This window comes from Allochromatium palmeri, from assembly GCF_009720725.1.
In the GTDB taxonomy this organism is placed as follows: Bacteria; Pseudomonadota; Gammaproteobacteria; order Chromatiales; family Chromatiaceae; genus Thermochromatium; species Thermochromatium palmeri.
Genome location: NZ_WNKT01000010.1, coordinates 38,811 through 56,937, shown reverse-complemented (window position 1 = coordinate 56,937; position 18,127 = coordinate 38,811). Strand labels below are relative to the sequence as shown.

The window sequence follows — 18,127 nt, the reverse complement described above, 5'->3', positions numbered from 1 at the left end:
GGACCACCCGGACCTCTGAAGTCTTGCGGACCACCAGGTCCACGTGGCCCCTGTGCCAGCAGGACGCTTGTATCGAGCCTGAGTCCGTGGCTCGGGGCATGAGCACTGGAAGGCGCCAAGACGCGGTGAGCGAGGGTTGGCTCGCTCCACAGGTTTGGCGCCTTCACAGCGGCGTGACTCCCCGAGGCGGCTATCATCAAGGCCAGTATTGGGATCAATCGGTACATGAGGCGACACCTCCTGGAATGGCGATGACAGGGACGATCGCTCGACCGTACCCATTCTTCAATCCTACCCGTTAAGTATGACCTAAATCACCTCCTCATGGTGCCATGAACCCAGGTTCAGGGTGCTATGATGCCGATTTTTGGCGCACTGGTGCTCTGCGGCGTGCGTCATGGATCAATACGACAACGAACGCTGATCACCGCCGTATCGAATTTGACGATGTCGGCAGCGGCTTGAGGATGGATGTGGCATGACCCGAAAAACGGTCTTCTCCTTTGCAGTTTTCAACACGCTCGTGACCTATCGCACGGCAACCGTGCGCGGCGTGTTCTGCGCCTTGCGGCACGAACTGCGTGCGAGAGAGGATCTCGGTCTGCCGATACGCTTAGTCGAGGAGTTCCTGGAGGTTCGCACCACGGCCGCCCATGAGCTGCACTGTCCGCAGGGTACCGAGGATGAAGAGCTGGTCGCGCTCCGTCTCGATGAGATCTATGCTCGCATCGCCGAACGCTATCCGGATCTCGATCCGGCCCTGATCGCGACTATCCGGCAGCTCGAACTGGAGATCACCGCCGAACTCCTGATCGGCATCCCCGAGACCATCGCGCACGTTCATCGGCTGCTCGACGCCGGTGAACGGGTGGTACTGATCTCGGACACGAATTTCACGGGCGCCGAGGTCGAAGGCTTGCTGGCCGGCATCGACACCCGTCTGGCCGCCTGCCCGCGCTATGTGTCGTCCGATCTGGGCCAGACCAAGCGCTCCGGCGAGTTATTCAGGCAGGTGCTCCAGGCCGAGGGCATCGCGCCCAGGCAGCTCGTGCATCTGGGCCATGACCTGCGGTCCGATCGGCGGATGCCGCGCGCGCTGGGTATCAAGGCCGAACTCTATAAGGGCGCGCGTCTGTCCGAGATCGAATGGGCCTATCGCGAGGAGGACAGCCTGTTCTGCCAACTGCTGGCCGGTGCTTCCAAGACTTACCGCATCCTGCATCCGGACGCCTCGTCGCAAGCCCTGATCGGGGCTGAACTGGCCGGCCCACTGTTCTACGGCTTCATCCGCGACGTGCTGGAGCAGGCACACCAGCGCGGCATCCGGCGGCTCTATTTCATTGCCCGCGATGGGATGATCTTTCGGCGTCTCGCACGCGCCATCGCGCGTGAGCGTGGACTCGATCTGGATCTGCGCTATCTGTACGGTTCCAGGCGTGCCTTCCGTCTGCCCTCGGTGTTCGAGATCACGCCGCGCGAGCATCGCTGGCTGGCCGAGCGCATCCCGACGCTGTCGCTCGCCATGCTCGCCGAGCGCGTCGACATGACCGGCGAGGAACTCCAGGCGCGACTGCCTGACGCACTGCGCACACGTCTGAGCGATCTGGATGCCTCGATCCCCGAGCCATTGACGCTGGAACTGCTCGAACACTTCGATGAGATCCCGGCCATCCGCGAGGCGATTCTCGACAATGCCCAGCGTGCGCGTGACCTGCTCATCGCCTATCTGGAACAGGAAGGCTTCTTCGACGCCGGCCCGGTCGGCACTGTGGACATCGGCTGGATGGGCGGCAGTCAGGATTCGCTTTATAAGATCGCCGCCTCGCATCAGCCCGACATCGAGATCCACGGCTTCTATTTCGGGCTCTTCCACTATTCGCACTACACCAGCGCGCGCAATCGCAAGAGCGCCTACGCGATCCGGCCCAATCATGTCGAGGACAACATCGTCGCGCTCCATACCGAGCTGCTGGCGCAGGCCGATCACGGTCAGACGGTCGGCTACGCGCGCCGGCCCGATGGACGGATCGAGCCACGGCTGCGCGACGATGGCGGCCATCTGCGCGACTGGGGCGTGGGCGAATTCCTGGACGGCGCCGAATGGTTCGCGGCTGAATATGCACGCCTCTCGGGACGCTATCCGCTCCTGACCGAGCATTTCGACGCCATCCTGCCGCGTCTGTTCGCGCTCATGCGCAAGCCGACGCGCCTGATCGCCGAGACGCTGGGCCGCGTGCCCTATTCGGGCGATCATTGCGATCTGGCGTTGCGCGAGTCGGCCCCGGCCTTTGGTCTGCGCGCGGCCTTCGCGTATGCGTTCCGGCGTCGCTACGAGGATCGACGGCTCATGACCGAGTGGTACGAAGCCAGCCTGGTGCGCAGTCCGCCCCCGGCACGCCTGATCCTGAGACTGCATCCGCTGTCGCAGGGTCTCAAGGTGCTCGTCAAGCACTCGGTGCTCGATAGCCTGAAATTCGCGCGCAGGCTACAGAAGCACCTCAAGCGCCTCCGACTGGAGCGGGCGACCGGCCAGCGTCTGAGCCGTGAACTCGCGACGGCACGCGCGAGCGCTCCTAAACCACTTTAAGATCCACCTGGTTCCGGCGGCCCTGACGCCTGGATCCCAGTTTTTCGCGGAGCATGGCATTCATGGGTTCTCCCACCGTCAGCATTGCGCTGCCCGTCTACAATGTGGCCCCCTATCTGCGGGCCTGTCTGGACTCGATCGTCACCCAGGATTTCACCGATCTGGAGATCATATGCGTCAACGACGGCTCGACCGATGAGTCGCCCGCGATCCTGGCCGAGTATGCGCAGCGCGATCCGCGCATCCGTATCGTCGACCAGACCAATCGTGGCCTGGCCTCGACGCGCAACACCGCCCTGGCGCATGTGCGGGGGCGTTATCTGCTGCATGTCGATTCGGACGACCTGCTGCGTCCGGGCGCCGTCTCGCGTCTGGTCGAAGAGATCGAGCGCACCGAAGCCGATTTCATCGTCTTCCAGCATGTCATGATCGAGGACGAGCGCGAGTTCGATAACTGGTACTACGACTTCGATAGCTGGAGCCTGGAGCCCAAGACCCGGCTGGAGCAGAAGCTGGAGATCCTGCACTACCACTACACCTGGTCGAAGTTCTTCCGGATGGAGTTCCTGAACCAGTACGACTTCCGCTTTCCGGACGGCTTGCAGTTCGACGACAACGTCTACCACTGGCAGGTGCTGCTGGCCGCCAAGAAGGTCGTGATGCTGCCCGAGAAGCTCTACAAGTACCGGATGCGCGCCGGCTCGATCATGTGGCATCGCGGACGCCATCATCTCGACATCTTCCGCATCTTCCGGGAGGGGATCGCGCTCTTTCGCGAGCAGGGCGTCTACGAGGCGGTGTTCCAGGACTTCATGCAGTACAAGATGAGCCTGCAATATTTCTGGACGCGCGACATCGAGCCACGTTTCCGCTATCTGGCCTATCGCGGCATCCTCGATGGTCTGTCGGCCGACGAGGAGCGCTTCGTGCGCGAGTTCCCCCATCGGCTCGACCCCGAGGCGATCCGCTTCTATGAGCGGGTCTTTGCCTCGCCGCTCTATCGTCAGGGCGCGCATCGAGCCTTGGCGCTGCAACTGACGGCACGACGCTATCTCTCGTCGGGGCGCGCGCGTCTGCGCGACAGGGCACGCGCACTACGCGCTCGGGTCGGTGGTCTGCCCTGGGTCCAGCCGATCAAGCACCGCGTCCTCGGGCGGCGGTTGATCGAGGTTCAGGATCCGCGCTGCGCTGATGTCCTGACCAATTATCAGCGTGTCGCGACCTACTGGGTCAACTTCTGGCGCGACTATCTGCGCGAACATCACGCCGACATGCCCGAACGTCTGGCGACGCTCCAGCGCGGTCTGTCCGAGAACGACCGCGCCCTGGTCGACACCTTCGTGCGCATCTACGACAAGTATCTGCCCGAGTGCCAGGACTACAGTCGCTTTCTGCTGCACAGGGATCTGCTCTGGCGTCCGGCCGAGCGCTTCCGCCACGACACCCGTCCAGCGCCCCGGATCGCCGGTCGCTATCAGGCGTTCCTGGATGAATACCCCTGGCTCTCAGCCGAGGTGTTCGAGGCGCTCTATGGCCTGAACGCCTTTCCGCGCGACATCCAGGCACGCATCCGTGCCGGAGGCGACGTGATCGACGGCGGCGCCTTCATCGGCGACTCGGCAGTCCAGTTCGCCGATGCCTGTCCGAACGCCCGGGTGCTGGCGCTCGAACCCGATCCGGTCAACTTCAAGCGGCTGAGCGAGAATGTCGGACGCTTCGGTCTCCAGGGACGCATCATCCCCGAACCCCAGGGGCTGCATGACCATCGCGGTCACTTCGAGATGCATCATCATGGTGCCGACGACTTCCCCGATCAGGGCACCAGTCTGCTCGCCGACTTCCGCGACGAGACCACGCACGGCGGCGAGAGCCGGGTGCGTTGCGAGTTCGATACCATCGATGCCCTGGTCGAGCGTCACGGTCTGCGCCCGGTGCTCATCAAGCTCGATATCGAGGGGCTGGAGAAAGAAGCTCTGCTCGGCGCGACCGAAACCATCCGCCGCTATCGCCCGGCGCTCATCGTCAGCGTCTACCATCATCCTAAAGACTTCCTGGAGATCAAGCCCTGGCTGGAGTCACTGGAGCTGGGCTATTACTTCAGCTTCAAGCGGCTGGATCTGCAATCGCCGGTCGCCGACATGGTGATGCTCTGTTATCCGCGACTCGACACGCTCGGCGTGGACGAGTCGGCGGCCTGATCGAATCTGCGATAATCGAACTCTCATGAAGACATTACACAAACGTGTCCTGGTCACCGGCGGGGCCGGGTTTCTCGGCAGTCGGCTGTGCGCGCGGCTGGTCGCCGAGGACTGCGAGGTCATCTGCGTCGACAACTTCTACACCGCGACCAAGGACAACATCAGCCAGTTGCTCGGCCATCCGCACTTCGAGCTGATGCGCCACGACATCACCTTTCCGCTCTATGTCGAGGTCGACGAGATCTACAATCTCGCCTGTCCAGCCTCGCCCGTGCACTATCAGTGCGATCCGGTCCAGACCACCAAGACCAGCGTGCATGGCGCCATCAACATGCTGGGTCTGGCCAAGCGCACCAAGGCGCGGATCATGCAAGCCTCGACCAGCGAGGTCTATGGCGATCCAGAGTGTCATCCGCAGTCCGAGACCTATTGGGGCCGCGTCAATCCCATCGGTCCGCGTGCCTGTTACGACGAGGGCAAGCGCTGCGCCGAGACCCTGTTCTTCGACTATCACCGTCAGCACCAGCTCGAAATCAAGGTCGCGCGCATCTTCAACACCTATGGTCCGGGGATGCAGCCGAACGACGGGCGGGTGGTGTCGAACTTCATCATCCAGGCGCTCAAGGGCGAGCCGATCACCCTCTATGGTGAAGGCTCGCAGACGCGCTCCTTCTGTTTCGTCGACGACATGATCGAGGGTTTCGTGCGGCTCATGGCCAGCCCGGCTGAGATCACGGGTCCGGTCAATCTGGGTAATCCGACTGAACTGAGCATGCGCCAACTGGCCGAGCGTATCCGTGAACTCACCGGCTCGAAGTCCGAACTCGTCTACCGGCCCCTGCCGCAGGACGACCCGACCCAGCGCCAGCCCGACATCACTCGCGCGCGCGACTGGCTCGGCTGGGAGCCGCGCGTGCCGCTCGACGAGGGACTTCAGCAGACCATCGTCTATTTCGAGGGTCTGCTGAGCCGGGGGCTGGCATGATCCCGGTGCTGGTCACGGGCGGGGCCGGTTATATCGGCAGCCACACCTGCAAGGCGCTGGCGCGCTCGGGTTATCAGCCGATCACGCTCGACAATCTGGTCTATGGCCATGAGTGGGCGGTGCGCTGGGGGCCGCTGGAAATCGGCGACATCAGCGACCGTGCCTGTCTGGACGCGGTGATCGAACGTCATCGGCCCGAAGCGGTGATCCATTTCGCCGCCTATGCCTATGTCGGTGAATCGGTGCGCGATCCGGGGCGCTATTACCGCAACAATGTCGCCGGCACCCTGACGCTGCTGGAGGCCATGCGCGATCACGCCATCCCGCACATCGTCTTTTCAAGCACCTGCGCCACCTATGGCATCCCCGACCGGACCCCGATCACCGAGAGCCATCCGCAATGCCCGATCAATCCCTATGGCGCCTCAAAGCAGATGGTCGAGCGGATGCTGGCCGACTTCAAGCGGGCGCATGGTCTGGGCTGGATCGCGCTGCGCTATTTCAATGCCGCCGGCGCCGATCCCGAGGGCGAGATCGGCGAGGATCACGATCCAGAAACCCATCTCATCCCGCTCGCGCTCCAGGCCGCCGCCGGACGCGGCCCGAAACTCCAGGTCTTCGGCGACGACTATCCGACCCCGGACGGGAGCTGTATCCGCGACTATATCCATGTCGCCGATCTGGCCGCGGCCCATGTCAAGAGTCTCGCCCATCTGCGCGCGGGTGAGTCGAGCGGCGCTTTCAATCTCGGGACGGGGCAGGGGGCCTCGGTGCTGGAGGTCATCGCCGCCGTCGAGCGTGTCACTGGCCGCCCGGTCCCGCGTGAGATCGGTCCGCGCCGTCCCGGCGATCCACCCGTACTCTATGCCGATGCCGACAAGGCACGGTGTCTGCTCGGTTGGGAGCCGCGCTATCGCGAGCTGGCCGAGACCATCGACCATGCCTGGAGCTGGCTGCAATCGCGATGATCTATTCGTTCGACATCTTCGACACCCTCATCACCCGCCGGGTCGGCACGCCGCGCGGGGTCTTCGTCCATCTGCAACGCCGTCTGCGCGCCGATCCCCAGGGGCTGCCGCGCGAACTCTGCGAGCACTTCGCGTATGAGCGCGTGGCCGCTGAGTACGCCGCCCGTATCGAGGCCCGCGAGCGCCATCCTAAGGCCACGCATCAGGTCGAGGAGATCGACTTCGCCGACATCCATGCCTGTCTCGGTCGGCGCCATGGTCTCACACAGGCCGATATCGAGCGTCTGATGGCGCTGGAACTGGCCGCCGAGGCCGAGTTTCTGTACGGCGTCCCCGAGATGCTGGCGCAGTTTCGCGCGCTCGCCGAGCGTGGCGAACGGGTGGTGCTGATCTCGGACATGTATCTGCGCCGCCAGGATCTCAAACGTCTGCTCGACGGTATCGATCCGTTGCTGCTGGAGGCCGCGCCCCTCTATCTCTCCTCCGAGATCAAGCTCAACAAGGCGTCGGGTCGGCTGTTCGAGCATGTGGCCGAGGTCGAGGGCGTGGCGCTCGCCGAGATCCGGCACATCGGCGACAACCCGATCAGCGACATCAGCCGTCCGCGCGAGAAGGGCTGTCAGGTGACGCTGTTCGATGCCTGTCATCTCACGCCCGACGAAGCCTTCGGCGCCAACGAGGACGACTTCGGCTGGCAGGTCTCGGCGGGCGTTCTGCGCGAGAGCCGTCTGACGCTCGACTCCGACCGCGCGCGGTTGGGCGCCATCCATGCCGCGCCCCTGCTGCTGCCCTTCGTGCATTGGGTGATCGATCAGGCGCGCACCCAGGGCCATGACCGGCTCTATTTTCTCGCCCGCGACGGACAGGTGCTGCTCGACATCGCCCGCCGGCTCGGACTGGCCGATCTGGAAACGCGCTATCTGCATGTCTCGCGTCTGGCCTGTCATCGCTGCGTCGATCAGGATTACGCGGCGCTGGTCGATTGGATTCTGGTCTCGCACCGTGAGATGTCGCTCATCGACATCGCCCATCGTCTGAGCGCGCGGCCCGAGACCCTGATCGAACGGCTCCAGGCGGCCATCGGGCTGAGCGGCTCACCGGACGCACCGCTCGATGCGCAGGCGCGCCGTCATCTGCGCGCACGCCTGACCGCTGATCCCGAACTCAGGTCACTGGTCCTCGAACAGGCCGCCCTGGAGCGCGCGCGCCTGCTGGATTATCTGAACCAGGAGGGACTGACGGACGGCGACCCGATCTGTCTGGTCGATGTCGGCTGGAGCGGCACCATCCAGGATTCGCTGCACGCGATCCTGAACGCCGAGACACCCGACCAGGACGACGCGCCGGGCGCGATCAGCCTCCATGGTCTCTACTGGGGCCTGATGGGCCAGGCGCGTGCCACCGGGTCGAGCAACCGCAAGACCGCCTTCGCCTTCCAACCCGGCCAGTTCTGGCGCGACCCGACTGCTCTGCGCGAGATCGTCGAGTGCTTCACTGCCGCCGATCATGGCAGCACCCTGGGCTATGAACCGCGCGACGGCGTCCATCAGCCGATCCTCAATGCCGAGGGCGCCGAGATTCAGGCCTGGGGACTGAGCGAATTTCGCGCCGGCATCCACGTCTTCGCCGACCGTCTCGGGCACTGGCTGTCGCCGGCTGAGATCATGGCGCTCATGCCCTATTACTTCAGTCGTCTGGAATTCCTGGTCGAGCGCCCGAGCATGCTGATTGCGCGCGAGATCGGCGACTTTCCCTATTCGCCCGACCCGACCGGGCGCCTGCTGCCGTTCGCGCCGGCCCTGAGTCTCAGCGAGGCCCTGACTTATCATCTGAGTTCGGGCACCAGACGCGGCGCCATCACGCGCTGGCGCCAGGGCAGTCTGGTCAACAGCACGCCGCCGGTACGCCTCCTGATGTCGTCCAAGGCCAACCGGCTCTCCGGGCTGCTGCGTGCCGTCCATCCGCGCACGCTGGTACGCTTTCTGCCGTATCCGGCGCTGATGTGGCTCAAGCAGCGACTGCCGGCACCAATGCTGCGCGCGGCACGCTCCATGCTGCGTTGAGGGCGGTTTAACCGGACACCTGGAGTAAAACCGTCGGTTCTTGTTGGGGCGGTTCAGTCGATTGCTTTTATATAATGCGAATCGTTCTTGTTGTGATATGATCGCGCACAGGCCATTTGCATTGAGGAATATCAATCGTGTCTGTTCCACGACCGTCCAATTCACGCGTTCTCGCCCTGTCCGCCGCCCTAGCCCTGACGCTGTCCGGGCCGGCCACCGCCGCTTCCGAGGCTGAGGTCAATCTTTACTCGGCCCGCAAGGAGGCGCTGATCAAGCCATTGCTCGACCGCTTCACCGAGCAGACCGGGATCCGGGTCAATCTGCTCACCGGCAAGGCCGAGGCGTTGTTGCAGCGTCTCAAGAGCGAGGGTCGCAACAGCCCGGCCGATCTGCTGATCACGGTGGATGCGGGCAACCTGCATCAGGCCAAGTCAGCGGGCGTGACCCAGCCGATCGACGCCGAGGCCGTGACCGCGTCCGTGCCGGCGAACTATCGCGACCCGGATGGACACTGGGTGGCACTTTCCGTGCGCGCACGTCCTATCCTCTATGCCCGTGACCGGGTCGATCCCGGTCAGCTCTCGACCTATGAAGATCTGACCGATCCGCGCTGGAAGGGGCGGATCTGCGTGCGCTCGTCCGACAATGTCTACAACCAGTCGCTGGTCGCCTCGCTGATCGCCGCCGATGGCGCCGAGGCGGCCGAGACCTGGGCCAAGGGGCTGGTGGCGAATCTGGCGCGTCCGCCCCAGGGCGGCGACCGCGATCAGATCAAAGCCGCTGCCGTTGGACAGTGCGATCTGGCGCTGGCCAATACCTATTATCTGGCCGGCATGCTCGATTCGGACGATCCGGCCGAGCGCGATCCGGCACGCGCCCTGGCGGTCTTCTGGCCGAATCAGCCGGGGCAGGGCGATGGGCGTGGCGTGCATGTCAACGTCAGCGGCGTGGCCCTGACCGCTTCGGCACGCAACCGCGAGGCGGCGCTCAAACTGATCGAGTTCCTGCTGACCGCCGAATCGCAAGCCTGGTATGGCCAGGTCAATGGCGAGTATCCGGTACGCGAGGGCATCGATATCAGCCCAACCCTGGTCAGCTTCGGTCCCTTCGAGGCCGATGACCTGAATCTCGGCCGGCTCGGCGAATTGAACGCCGAGGCGGTGCAGGTCATGGATCGGGCTGGATGGAAGTAGCCCTGAGCCACAGGCCGAGCGCCGCAGCGCCCCCGTCCAGCCGCCGCGCGCTCTGGCGACGTCCAGGGTTCGCGCCGGGACTGCTCATTGGCGCGCTCGCCCTGCTGCTGGCCTTGCCGGTGCTGGTGGTGCTGGGATCGGTGCTGAGGCCGGCGGGTGAGGTCTGGCGTCATCTGGCGACGACCGTATTGCCGGACTATGTGGCCAATTCGCTGATCCTGATGCTCGGGGTCGGGATCGGCACCCTGCTGATCGGGGTCGGCACCGCCTGGCTCACCACGCTGTGCCGCTTTCCGGGACGCCGGCTGTTCGAATGGGCCTTGCTGCTGCCGATGGCCATGCCGGCCTATCTCATCGCCTACACCTACACGGGCCTGCTCGATTACGCCGGTCCGGTCCAGACGCTGCTGCGCGACTGGACCGGCTGGAGCTATGGCGATTACTGGTTTCCGGCGATCCGCTCGCTGCCCGGCGCGATGCTCATGCTGTCGCTGGTGCTCTATCCCTATGTCTATCTGCTGGCGCGCGCGGCCTTTCTGAGCCAGTCGGTCGCGGTGCTCGAAGTCGGCCGCACGCTCGGTCAGGGGCCATGGGGCACCTTCTGGCGCGTCGCGCTGCCCCTGGCGCGGCCGGCTATCGTCGCCGGGGTGACACTGGCCCTGATGGAGACCCTGGCCGACTATGGCACCGTGCAATATTTCGGGGTCGCGACCTTCTCCACCGGCATTTTCCGGGTCTGGCTGGGGCAGGACGAGCCGGTGGCTGCCGCGCAACTGGCCGCGCTGCTCCTGGTGTTCGTGCTGACCCTGATCCTGATCGAGCGCGGCTCGCGCCGGCGCGCGCGCTATCATCACAGCGGTCAGCGTCATCAGCCGATCCGGCGCTATCCGCTGCGCGGCTGGGCCGCGTTCGGGGCGCTGCTCGTCTGTCTGCTGCCGCTGCTGCTTGGGTTCCTGGTGCCGGCCGGACAGCTCGCGGTCTGGTCCTGGAGCCGGGCAGCGACGGGGTTCGATGCGCGGTTCCTGAGTCTGACGCTCAACAGCCTGGGTCTGGCCGGTGCCGCCGCGCTGCTGGCGCTAGTGGTGGCGCTGATACTCGCCTATGCTCAGCGCCTGGTGCCGACGCCCCTGGTGCGTTCGAGCGCACGCCTGGCTGGAATGGGCTATGCGGTGCCGGGCGCGGTGATCGCTATCGGGGTCATGCTCCCCTTGGCCTGGCTGGACAATGCGCTCGACGGCTGGATGCGCTCGACCTTCGGCCTCTCGACCGGACTGCTGTTCAGCGGCACCCTGTTCGCGCTCTTGTTCGCCTATCTGGCGCGCTTCCTGTCAGTCGCGCTGCAGACGGTCGAGTCCGGTCTGACCCGCATCCGCCCGGCGATGGACGAGGCCGCGCGCTCGCTGGGTCAGCGTCCGGCGCAGGTGCTGTGGCGTGTGCATGTGCCCCTGCTGCGCGGCAGTCTGCTGACGGCGCTGCTGCTGGTGTTCGTCGACGTCATCAAGGAGCTGCCGGCGACCCTGGCGCTGCGTCCTTTCAATTTCGATACATTGGCGGTGCGTGCCTATGAGCTGGCCTCCGACGAGCGTCTGGCCGACGCCGGGCCAGCGGCGCTCACCATCGTTCTGGCCGGTCTGGTGCCGGTCGTCCTGCTCAGTCGGTCCATTGCCCGTTCGCGTCATGTCCAGTCGATCTGAATCCCAGCAACTCGCCCTACGGGGTGTCGATGTCGCCTATGGCGAGCGTGTGGTCGCGCGCGCGATCGACTTCGCGCTCGATCCGGGCGAAATCGCCTGTCTGCTCGGCCCGAGCGGTTGCGGCAAGACCACGCTGCTGCGCGCCATCGCCGGCTTCGAGCCGATCGTCGCCGGCGAGATCTGGCTGCATGGCCGGCGCGTGTCGGCGCCGGGTGAGACGCTCGCGCCCGAGCGCCGGCGCGTCGGGATGCTCTTTCAAGACTTCGCACTCTTTCCGCATCTGAGCGTGGCCGGAAACATCGGCTTCGGTCTGCGCGACGGCTCCAGCGCCCAAAAGCGCGCGCGCATCGCCGAGCTGCTGGAACTCATCGGGCTGGCGGACGCCGGGGAGCGCTATCCGCACGAGCTCTCAGGCGGGATGCAGCAGCGTGTCGCCCTGGCGCGCGCCCTGGCGCCCCGCCCCGAGGCGCTGTTGCTTGACGAACCCTTTTCGAGCCTGGACGCCGAGCGGCGCGAACAGCTCGCGCGCGAGATCCGCGATCTGCTCAAGCGCGAGGGGGTGACGGCGGTGCTGGTCACGCACGATCAACACGAAGCCTTCGCTATGGCCGATGTAATCGGGGTCATGAGCGAGGGACGGATCAGGCAATGGGGACCGGCCTTCGACCTCTATCACGAGCCGGCGGATCGCTTCGTCGCTGATTTCATCGGTCAGGGCGTGCGGCTACCGGCAACCACGCTCGACGGCTGTCGGGTAACGACCGAGCTGGGCGAGCTGTCCTGTTCCAGGCCGCACGATCTGCCATCGGGCGTGACGGTCGAGGTGCTGGTGCGCCCCGACGATCTGGCGCACGACGACGCGAGTCCGGTCCGGGCGCTAATCCTGGAGCGGGCCTTTCGCGGTGCGGACTTCCTCTATCGTCTACGATTGCCGAGCGGAGCCGAGGTCTTGAGTCTGGCCCCCAGCCACCAGGAGCATGCCGTCGGCGACTGGATCGGCGTCAGCGCCCGGACGATGCGGCATCTGGTGCTCTTTCGTTAGCCGGCGGTCAGCGTATGGACGGTGATCTCGGGCGGGCAGTTGAGTCGGGCATTGACGACTGAGGTTCCGGCACCGACCGAGGTATAGCCGAGCATGGCGCCGTGACGCCAGGCGCCAGCGGCCAGACGGCGCGGGCAGTGCGCGTCCCAGGTCAGCGGAAAGCCGCCCGGCAGACAGATCTGGCCGCCGTGGGTGTGTCCGCACAGCATCAGGTCGAATCCGCAATGCGCGGCGTGTCGATAGATCTCGGGGGTGTGCGAGAGCAGAATGGCGACCGCCGCCTCTGGGATCTCGGCGGCGGCCTTGTCGAGATTGTGGACCTGATAGTAATGGGCGTCGTCGACCCCGGCGAGATAGATCCGCTCGCCCTGACGTTCGATCGATTCCGATTCATTGAGCAGACAGCGAATGCCCATGGATTCGAAGGCCGGCACGAAAGCCAGGGTGTCGTGATTGCCGAGCACGGCCAGTGCCGGGGCTTTGAGCGACTGACGGACCTTGGACATCGCGTTCAGCACGCGATCATAGGGTCCGAAGGTTTTGGCGCGATAGTCGCCGGTGAACACGCAGAGATCATAGTCCAGCGCCGGCAGGCGTGCGCACAGGGCCGCGACGTTGCGCGGTTCCATGTCCAGGTGCAGATCGCTCAGATGCAGGATCCGGAAGCCCTCGAAGGCGGCGGGCAGGCCGGGCAGGGCGACCCGGTTGTGGCGGACCTGGAGCAGGGTGGCATTGTGCTGGGCGCGCGCCAGCAGACCACTGAGACGCAGCGCGTGGCGGATGAAGCCGTGGACCGAGTACCAGTTCTCCGGATAGAAGAAATGCGCTCCCGGCCGGTTGAGCACGAAGACTTCATGGTCCGTCTCCAAGCCCAGTCGCTGGCGCAGATGGGTGCGCCCGATGCGGGCGGTCAGGGTTGCGATGTCGTCCGGATGCATGATCTCTTCACGGTTGCTACAAGGTTCGTGCAAGTGAATCGGTATATTCTGGAGTCCCAGCCGCCCGAGGCGGCATCTTAGCAGGAGAACAGCTGATGAAAGGTCGCAATACGCTCTTGGTGCTGGTCGCAACGGGTTTGCTGTTGTCGCTGCCTGTTCAGGCTCAGCGCGGTGGTTCGCCCGGCCCGAAATTCGACGATCGGCTCGATCGTCAGTCATCAGCCATTCAGCGTGGCATCGATTCAGGCGCGTTGACGCGCCGCGAAGTCAAGACATTGAGACGCGAGCAGAGCGAGACACGCCAGTTCATGCGCGATGTGCGTCGGGATGGCTATCCGCCGCACGAGGCGCGCCGCATGATCGAGCGGCGTCTGGATAGAGTGGATCGTCAGATCCGCAAGCTGTCCAACAATCGCGATGTGGCGCCGCATTATCGTGGCGACCGCCGTGGTCCACCGTCACATGGCCAGGATAACGGCCGATACGACGATCGTCGCTGAATCCGTGCCGGGGCTGTTGCGCCATGGAGGGTGTCTCAAAAAGGGTTGTAATGCACGCGCTTGGTGAAATCCATATAGCCGGCGCTCACTCCCTGGCGCCAGCCGGCCCCGAGACGGATGGGGGCGATGACGGTATCTCCGGATTGCAGATAGTTCACGCCCACGCCGCCGATGAAATAGAGACTGCCCTCGACGCCCGGAAAGCGTTGGAACAGATATTCCTCGCTCGGCAGACGGTAGATGAGGATAAAGACCTTGGCGACGTTCACCCCGAGATCCAGACCGATCGAGGGGCCTTGCCAGAAGACCGGGTGGTCCTGGGTCTGGCGGGTGCTCAGCACACCACGCCCGTAGCGCAGTCCGATGCCGATGGCAGCTCCGAGCTCCTCGCCGGCGATGTAGCCATTGGGTTCGCCCTGCTCGCGAAAGACCTTCTGCACCGCCAGCGCCAGATTCTCGGCGCCCTGCCCGAAGTAACCCTCGACCCTGGCCATGATCTCCTGCTCGCCGTAGGTCTCGTGTTCAGCGTGACCAGGCTGATCGCTCTGATAACTCTGATAGCTCCCTGGGTAGCCCGGCCCCTGATCGTTTCCTGGAGCATTCTGGTATTGAGGCTGTTGGCTGCCTGTATAGGGTGGCTGTGCCTGAACGCTCAGGGCGAATGTCGTCATCCAGAGTAGGCTGGCTACAATCAGTCGTGTCATCACACTCCCCTTTGGTGTCCTGTGGCTCAGTCTCGATCGATCATTGGTCGACCAAGTCTAGGGGTCTGGGACTGGAGCGGCAAGTCAGGTCGGATTGAGCGAGTTTTTGCGACGCGCTTTGGTTAGACTTCGAGTCTCAGCCCAACCGAGTCCAACCGGAGCACTCAACGACATGCACCGCACCAGCGGCCTCCTGCTTCATCCGACCTCGCTGCCGAGTCCCTATGGGGTCGGCGATCTTGGCCCCAGCGCACGCCGTTTCGTCGATTTCCTCGCAGCGGCGGGGCAGGGGCTGTGGCAGATGCTGCCGCTGGGTCCGACCGGTTATCGCGACTCGCCCTATCAGTGCACCTCGGCCTTTGCGGCCAATCCCATGTTGATCAGCCCGGATGGGCTGCTTGAGGCCGGCTGGATCGAGGCGTCCGATCTGGACGCTCGACCGGCGTTCCCGGAGGATCAGGTCGATTTCGGCGCCGTCGCCCCCTGGAAAACCCAGCTCCTGGAACGAGCCTGGGCGGGATTCGCTGAACGCGCCAGCGAGGATGATCGTGCCGGGTACGCCCAGTTCTGCGAGCGTGAGGCCTTCTGGCTCGACGACTATGTGCTCTATCACGCGCTCAAGACGCATCACGATCTGCGTCCCTGGACCGAGTGGGAGCCGGCGCTGGCTCAGCGTAAACGCGCCGCCCTGACCCGATGGTCCAAGCGTCACAGCGCCGAGATCGAGCTTCAGTGTTTCATCCAGTATGTCTTCCATCGTCAATGGTCGGAGCTGCGCGACTATGCACACGCGCGCGGTGTGCATCTGATCGGCGACATTCCGATTTTCGTCGCGCATGATTCCAGTGAAGTCTGGACGCATCCCGAGTGGTTCGAACTCGACGCAGATGGGCATCCCACCGTGATCGCCGGGGTGCCGCCGGACTATTTCAGTGCCACGGGACAGCGCTGGGGCAATCCGCTCTATCGCTGGCCGGTGCTGGCGGCCGATGGCTACCGCTTCTGGGTCGAGCGACTGCGCCGGATGCTGGAGCTGGTCGATCTGGTGCGCATCGATCACTTCCGGGGCTTTGCCGGCTACTGGGAGATTCCGGCGAGCGAGGAGACAGCGATCAACGGGCGCTGGGCGCCTGGGCCTGGATTGGCGCTTTTCCACGCCCTGACCGCCGCTCTGGGTGAGAATCTGCCGTTGATCGCCGAGGATCTCGGAGTCATCACCGAGGATGTCGAGACCCTGCGCGACACGCTGGAACTGCCGGGCATGGCGGTGCTGCAATTCGGCTTCGAGGATCTGGAGGATGGCTTCGGCGGTTCGTCTTTTCTGCCGCACAATCATCGTCGACGTCTGGCCGTCTATACCGGCACGCACGACAACAACACCCTGCTCGGCTGGTGGGGCGAGCGCAGCGAGTCCATGCGCGAGCAGGCCTGCGTCTATCTCAACAGCGACGGTCAGGCGGTCAACTGGGACTTCATTCGCGTCGCGCTCGGCTCGGTGGCCGATCTGGCGCTCTTTCCGGTGCAGGATGTGCTGAATCTCGGTGCCGAGGCCTGTATGAACCGTCCAGGCACGGCCGAGGGCAACTGGCTGTGGCGCTATCGCGAGGATCAGCTCGATCCATCGGCGGCTGAGCGGCTGCTCAGGCTCAGTCGGCTCAACGGCCGCCGCCCCTACGAGCCGGGCTAAACGGCGCTCAGGGCGCTGCCGTCAGATAGGCGATCCAGGCATCATCCGGCTCGCCGCGCTCGACCGGGACGAAGTGGCCGTCTGGCTCGCCTTGCTCATCCCAGCCCTGCCAATACACCTGGATGCTGGAGAACCCCGCCGTGTCGAGTAGCTCACGGATCTCGGGTAGGGTCCAGAGACGCCAGTCATAGCTGAAAGCGCGCTCCAGACTGGAGCCGTCGTCGAAACGAAAATGGATGTGACAGATCTGGCGACTGGTAATCGGGTCGTAGTCGGCACGCTCCCAGAGATAGTCGAAGTCCTCACCCAGCGGGTCATGGATGCGTCGGCTCTCGCTGTGCAGCCGCAGTGACTCAGAACCGCCATGGGCATCGAGCACCAGGAGTCCGGTTTCGGGCAGGATCGCGCGCACGCGCTGGAAATAGGTGAGCAGCGCGGTTCGGGTGCGTAGCAGCCAATAGCTGAAGTTCAGCGCCAAGACGATCTCGGGTTCAGGTGTCTCGGTGCTCAGGACATCACCTTCGATGAGTTCAATGCGGGCGCCTTGCTCCGTGCTCAGAGTCTGGAGGCTGTGCCGTCGCCCCCAGTCGAGTGCGTTGGAATCGAGATCCAGCCCCCAGGCGTGCGTGTCCGGCCGGCGCCGCACCCACTCGGTGCAGACGGCGGCTGTGCCGCAAAAATCCTCACGCAGTCTTTGCGCCGGGCGTCCGTAACGATCATGAAAAACCCGGTCGACGAAATCGATCTCGGCGGCCGGGTTCTGGACCGCGCGCTGATAGAGCCGGAAGCGGTCGCGGTCGTCGCGACTCACTCGACGATCAGACGCGCGTTGAGTTCCTGGATCGGACGATTGTTGGGATGTCCCATCACATGGGCGAACTTGGTGATCTGATCGGCAGACGCCGTGATCGGGTGCTTCATGACCATCCAGAGCACACCCTCGGAGCAGGGCGGTGTCGTCAGCGAGCCACTGAAGCGGTAGTAATCGCGGTTCGCGGGCAACAGATCCTCGGCTGAGACCTCGGCGGCGAGATGCACGGTGGTGTTGGAGTGATCCGGCATCACCGACCAGGCGCTGGCCAGGGTGCGGTTCTCGGCACCGTCCTCAATCATGACCGCGATCACGGCCAGATTGCCGTCCTTGTCGGCATGGACCAGATGCGCTTCCATCGGGAACTCCTTGCCCGCGATGTGGTTCTCGCTCGGCGTATGGAAGTGGAACTGCTTTAGCTCGTAGTCGCGTCCCTCGACGGTGATGGTGCTGCCGGCGTCATAGTCGACCTGGATGGTGTGACCGTTGTTGACCTCGTCATGACCGCCGGGCCGATAGTGAAAGCCGATCGGCGGCAGTTGGGAGTCGACGAAGGCCTTGAGATCGACGGGAGCCTGGTTCTTGCCACGCTTGCACAGATCGAAGTTCGGGTCGAGATCGCCCCAGTGCTCCGGCCCCTCCTGGCCGACATAGTCCCAGTGCGCTGCATGGTCGTGCTCGGCCGCGACGACCAAGGCGCTGGAAGCCAAAGCCATGGTCAGGGCCAGGGTTGAGAGCAAGGGCTTATTCATGGAGG

General features: G+C 64.5%; 14 protein-coding genes. 10 read left to right on the top strand and 4 right to left on the bottom strand.

The features are described 5' to 3' along the window. The first annotated feature begins 478 nt into the window (after positions 1–478). From GJ668_RS06895 to GJ668_RS06860, 8 genes are all read left to right on the top strand, one after another. The gene (locus GJ668_RS06895) at positions 479–2,587 is read left to right on the top strand and encodes a hypothetical protein (RefSeq protein WP_155449411.1); all 2,109 of its coding nucleotides are present in this window, start codon (positions 479–481) and stop codon (positions 2,585–2,587) included. A 62-nt stretch (positions 2,588–2,649) separates the two neighbouring features. Next, positions 2,650–4,785 carry an FkbM family methyltransferase gene (locus GJ668_RS06890; protein WP_186342937.1) on the top strand — a complete coding sequence of 712 codons (2,136 nt, stop codon included), beginning with the start codon at positions 2,650–2,652 and terminating at the stop codon, positions 4,783–4,785. A 25-nt stretch (positions 4,786–4,810) separates the two neighbouring features. After that, positions 4,811–5,770 carry a UDP-glucuronic acid decarboxylase family protein gene (locus GJ668_RS06885; protein WP_155449409.1) on the top strand — a complete coding sequence of 320 codons (960 nt, stop codon included), beginning with the start codon at positions 4,811–4,813 and terminating at the stop codon, positions 5,768–5,770. Beyond that, on the top strand, positions 5,767–6,738 hold the full coding sequence (gene galE, locus GJ668_RS06880; protein WP_155449408.1) for a UDP-glucose 4-epimerase GalE: 972 nt from the start codon (positions 5,767–5,769) through the stop codon (positions 6,736–6,738). Before GJ668_RS06885 ends, galE begins: the two co-directional genes overlap by 4 nt. After that, positions 6,735–8,801: an HAD family hydrolase gene (locus GJ668_RS06875; protein WP_155449407.1), complete on the top strand. Its 2,067-nt coding sequence runs from the start codon at positions 6,735–6,737 to the stop codon at positions 8,799–8,801. The genes galE and GJ668_RS06875 overlap by 4 nt, the downstream gene beginning before the upstream one ends. 137 nt (positions 8,802–8,938) lie before the next feature. After that, a complete protein-coding gene (locus GJ668_RS06870; protein ID WP_425482477.1) occupies positions 8,939–9,994 on the top strand; it encodes a Fe(3+) ABC transporter substrate-binding protein in 1,056 nt (351 codons plus the stop codon). After that, positions 9,985–11,688 (top strand): ABC transporter permease, encoded by a 1,704-nt coding sequence (locus tag GJ668_RS06865; protein WP_155449406.1) that lies wholly within the window; start codon positions 9,985–9,987, stop codon positions 11,686–11,688. Before GJ668_RS06870 ends, GJ668_RS06865 begins: the two co-directional genes overlap by 10 nt. Then, positions 11,672–12,730, top strand: coding sequence for an ABC transporter ATP-binding protein (locus tag GJ668_RS06860; RefSeq protein WP_155449405.1), 1,059 nt, complete (start codon positions 11,672–11,674; stop codon positions 12,728–12,730). The genes GJ668_RS06865 and GJ668_RS06860 overlap by 17 nt, the downstream gene beginning before the upstream one ends. On the opposite strand, the gene GJ668_RS06855 is transcribed toward GJ668_RS06860, so the two are convergent. Next, entirely contained in the window at positions 12,727–13,668 is a 942-nt protein-coding gene (locus GJ668_RS06855; RefSeq protein ID WP_155449459.1) for a metallophosphoesterase, read from the bottom strand. The genes GJ668_RS06860 and GJ668_RS06855 overlap by 4 nt on opposite strands. Before the next feature lie 95 nt (positions 13,669–13,763). On the opposite strand from GJ668_RS06855, the gene GJ668_RS06850 reads away from it, so the two are divergent. Next, complete coding sequence (locus GJ668_RS06850; protein ID WP_155449404.1) at positions 13,764–14,168, top strand: hypothetical protein; 405 nt, start codon at positions 13,764–13,766, stop codon at positions 14,166–14,168. A gap of 35 nt (positions 14,169–14,203) precedes the next feature. Here GJ668_RS06850 and GJ668_RS06845 read toward each other — a convergent pair whose 3' ends face one another. Next, positions 14,204–14,872 carry a DUF1134 domain-containing protein gene (locus GJ668_RS06845; protein WP_155449403.1) on the bottom strand — a complete coding sequence of 223 codons (669 nt, stop codon included), beginning with the start codon at positions 14,870–14,872 and terminating at the stop codon, positions 14,204–14,206. A 118-nt stretch (positions 14,873–14,990) separates the two neighbouring features. Here GJ668_RS06845 and malQ point away from each other — a divergent pair, with 118 nt between their 5' ends. Then, positions 14,991–16,559: a 4-alpha-glucanotransferase gene (malQ, locus tag GJ668_RS06840; RefSeq protein ID WP_155449402.1), complete on the top strand. Its 1,569-nt coding sequence runs from the start codon at positions 14,991–14,993 to the stop codon at positions 16,557–16,559. Between the two features lie 7 nt (positions 16,560–16,566). On the opposite strand, the gene GJ668_RS06835 is transcribed toward malQ, so the two are convergent. Beyond that, complete coding sequence (locus GJ668_RS06835) at positions 16,567–17,370, bottom strand: class I SAM-dependent methyltransferase (protein WP_186342936.1); 804 nt, start codon at positions 17,368–17,370, stop codon at positions 16,567–16,569. Next, positions 17,367–18,122: a carbonic anhydrase gene (locus GJ668_RS06830; protein ID WP_155449401.1), complete on the bottom strand. Its 756-nt coding sequence runs from the start codon at positions 18,120–18,122 to the stop codon at positions 17,367–17,369. Before GJ668_RS06830 ends, GJ668_RS06835 begins: the two co-directional genes overlap by 4 nt. Positions 18,123–18,127: the final 5 nt, after the last annotated feature.

What these genes read in the sequence shown, in the direction of transcription:
- GJ668_RS06895 (WP_155449411.1), top strand. Translation starts at nt 479, where the DNA reads ATGACCCGAAAAACGGTCTTCTCCTTTGCAGTTTTCAACACGCTCGTG.
- GJ668_RS06890 (WP_186342937.1), top strand. Translation starts at nt 2,650, where the DNA reads ATGGGTTCTCCCACCGTCAGCATTGCGCTGCCCGTCTACAATGTGGCC.
- GJ668_RS06885 (WP_155449409.1), top strand. Translation starts at nt 4,811, where the DNA reads ATGAAGACATTACACAAACGTGTCCTGGTCACCGGCGGGGCCGGGTTT.
- galE (WP_155449408.1), top strand. Translation starts at nt 5,767, where the DNA reads ATGATCCCGGTGCTGGTCACGGGCGGGGCCGGTTATATCGGCAGCCAC.
- GJ668_RS06875 (WP_155449407.1), top strand. Translation starts at nt 6,735, where the DNA reads ATGATCTATTCGTTCGACATCTTCGACACCCTCATCACCCGCCGGGTC.
- GJ668_RS06865 (WP_155449406.1), top strand. Translation starts at nt 9,985, where the DNA reads ATGGAAGTAGCCCTGAGCCACAGGCCGAGCGCCGCAGCGCCCCCGTCC.
- GJ668_RS06860 (WP_155449405.1), top strand. Translation starts at nt 11,672, where the DNA reads ATGTCCAGTCGATCTGAATCCCAGCAACTCGCCCTACGGGGTGTCGAT.
- GJ668_RS06855 (WP_155449459.1), bottom strand. Translation starts at nt 13,668, where the DNA reads ATGCATCCGGACGACATCGCAACCCTGACCGCCCGCATCGGGCGCACC.
- GJ668_RS06850 (WP_155449404.1), top strand. Translation starts at nt 13,764, where the DNA reads ATGAAAGGTCGCAATACGCTCTTGGTGCTGGTCGCAACGGGTTTGCTG.
- GJ668_RS06845 (WP_155449403.1), bottom strand. Translation starts at nt 14,872, where the DNA reads ATGACACGACTGATTGTAGCCAGCCTACTCTGGATGACGACATTCGCC.
- GJ668_RS06830 (WP_155449401.1), bottom strand. Translation starts at nt 18,122, where the DNA reads ATGAATAAGCCCTTGCTCTCAACCCTGGCCCTGACCATGGCTTTGGCT.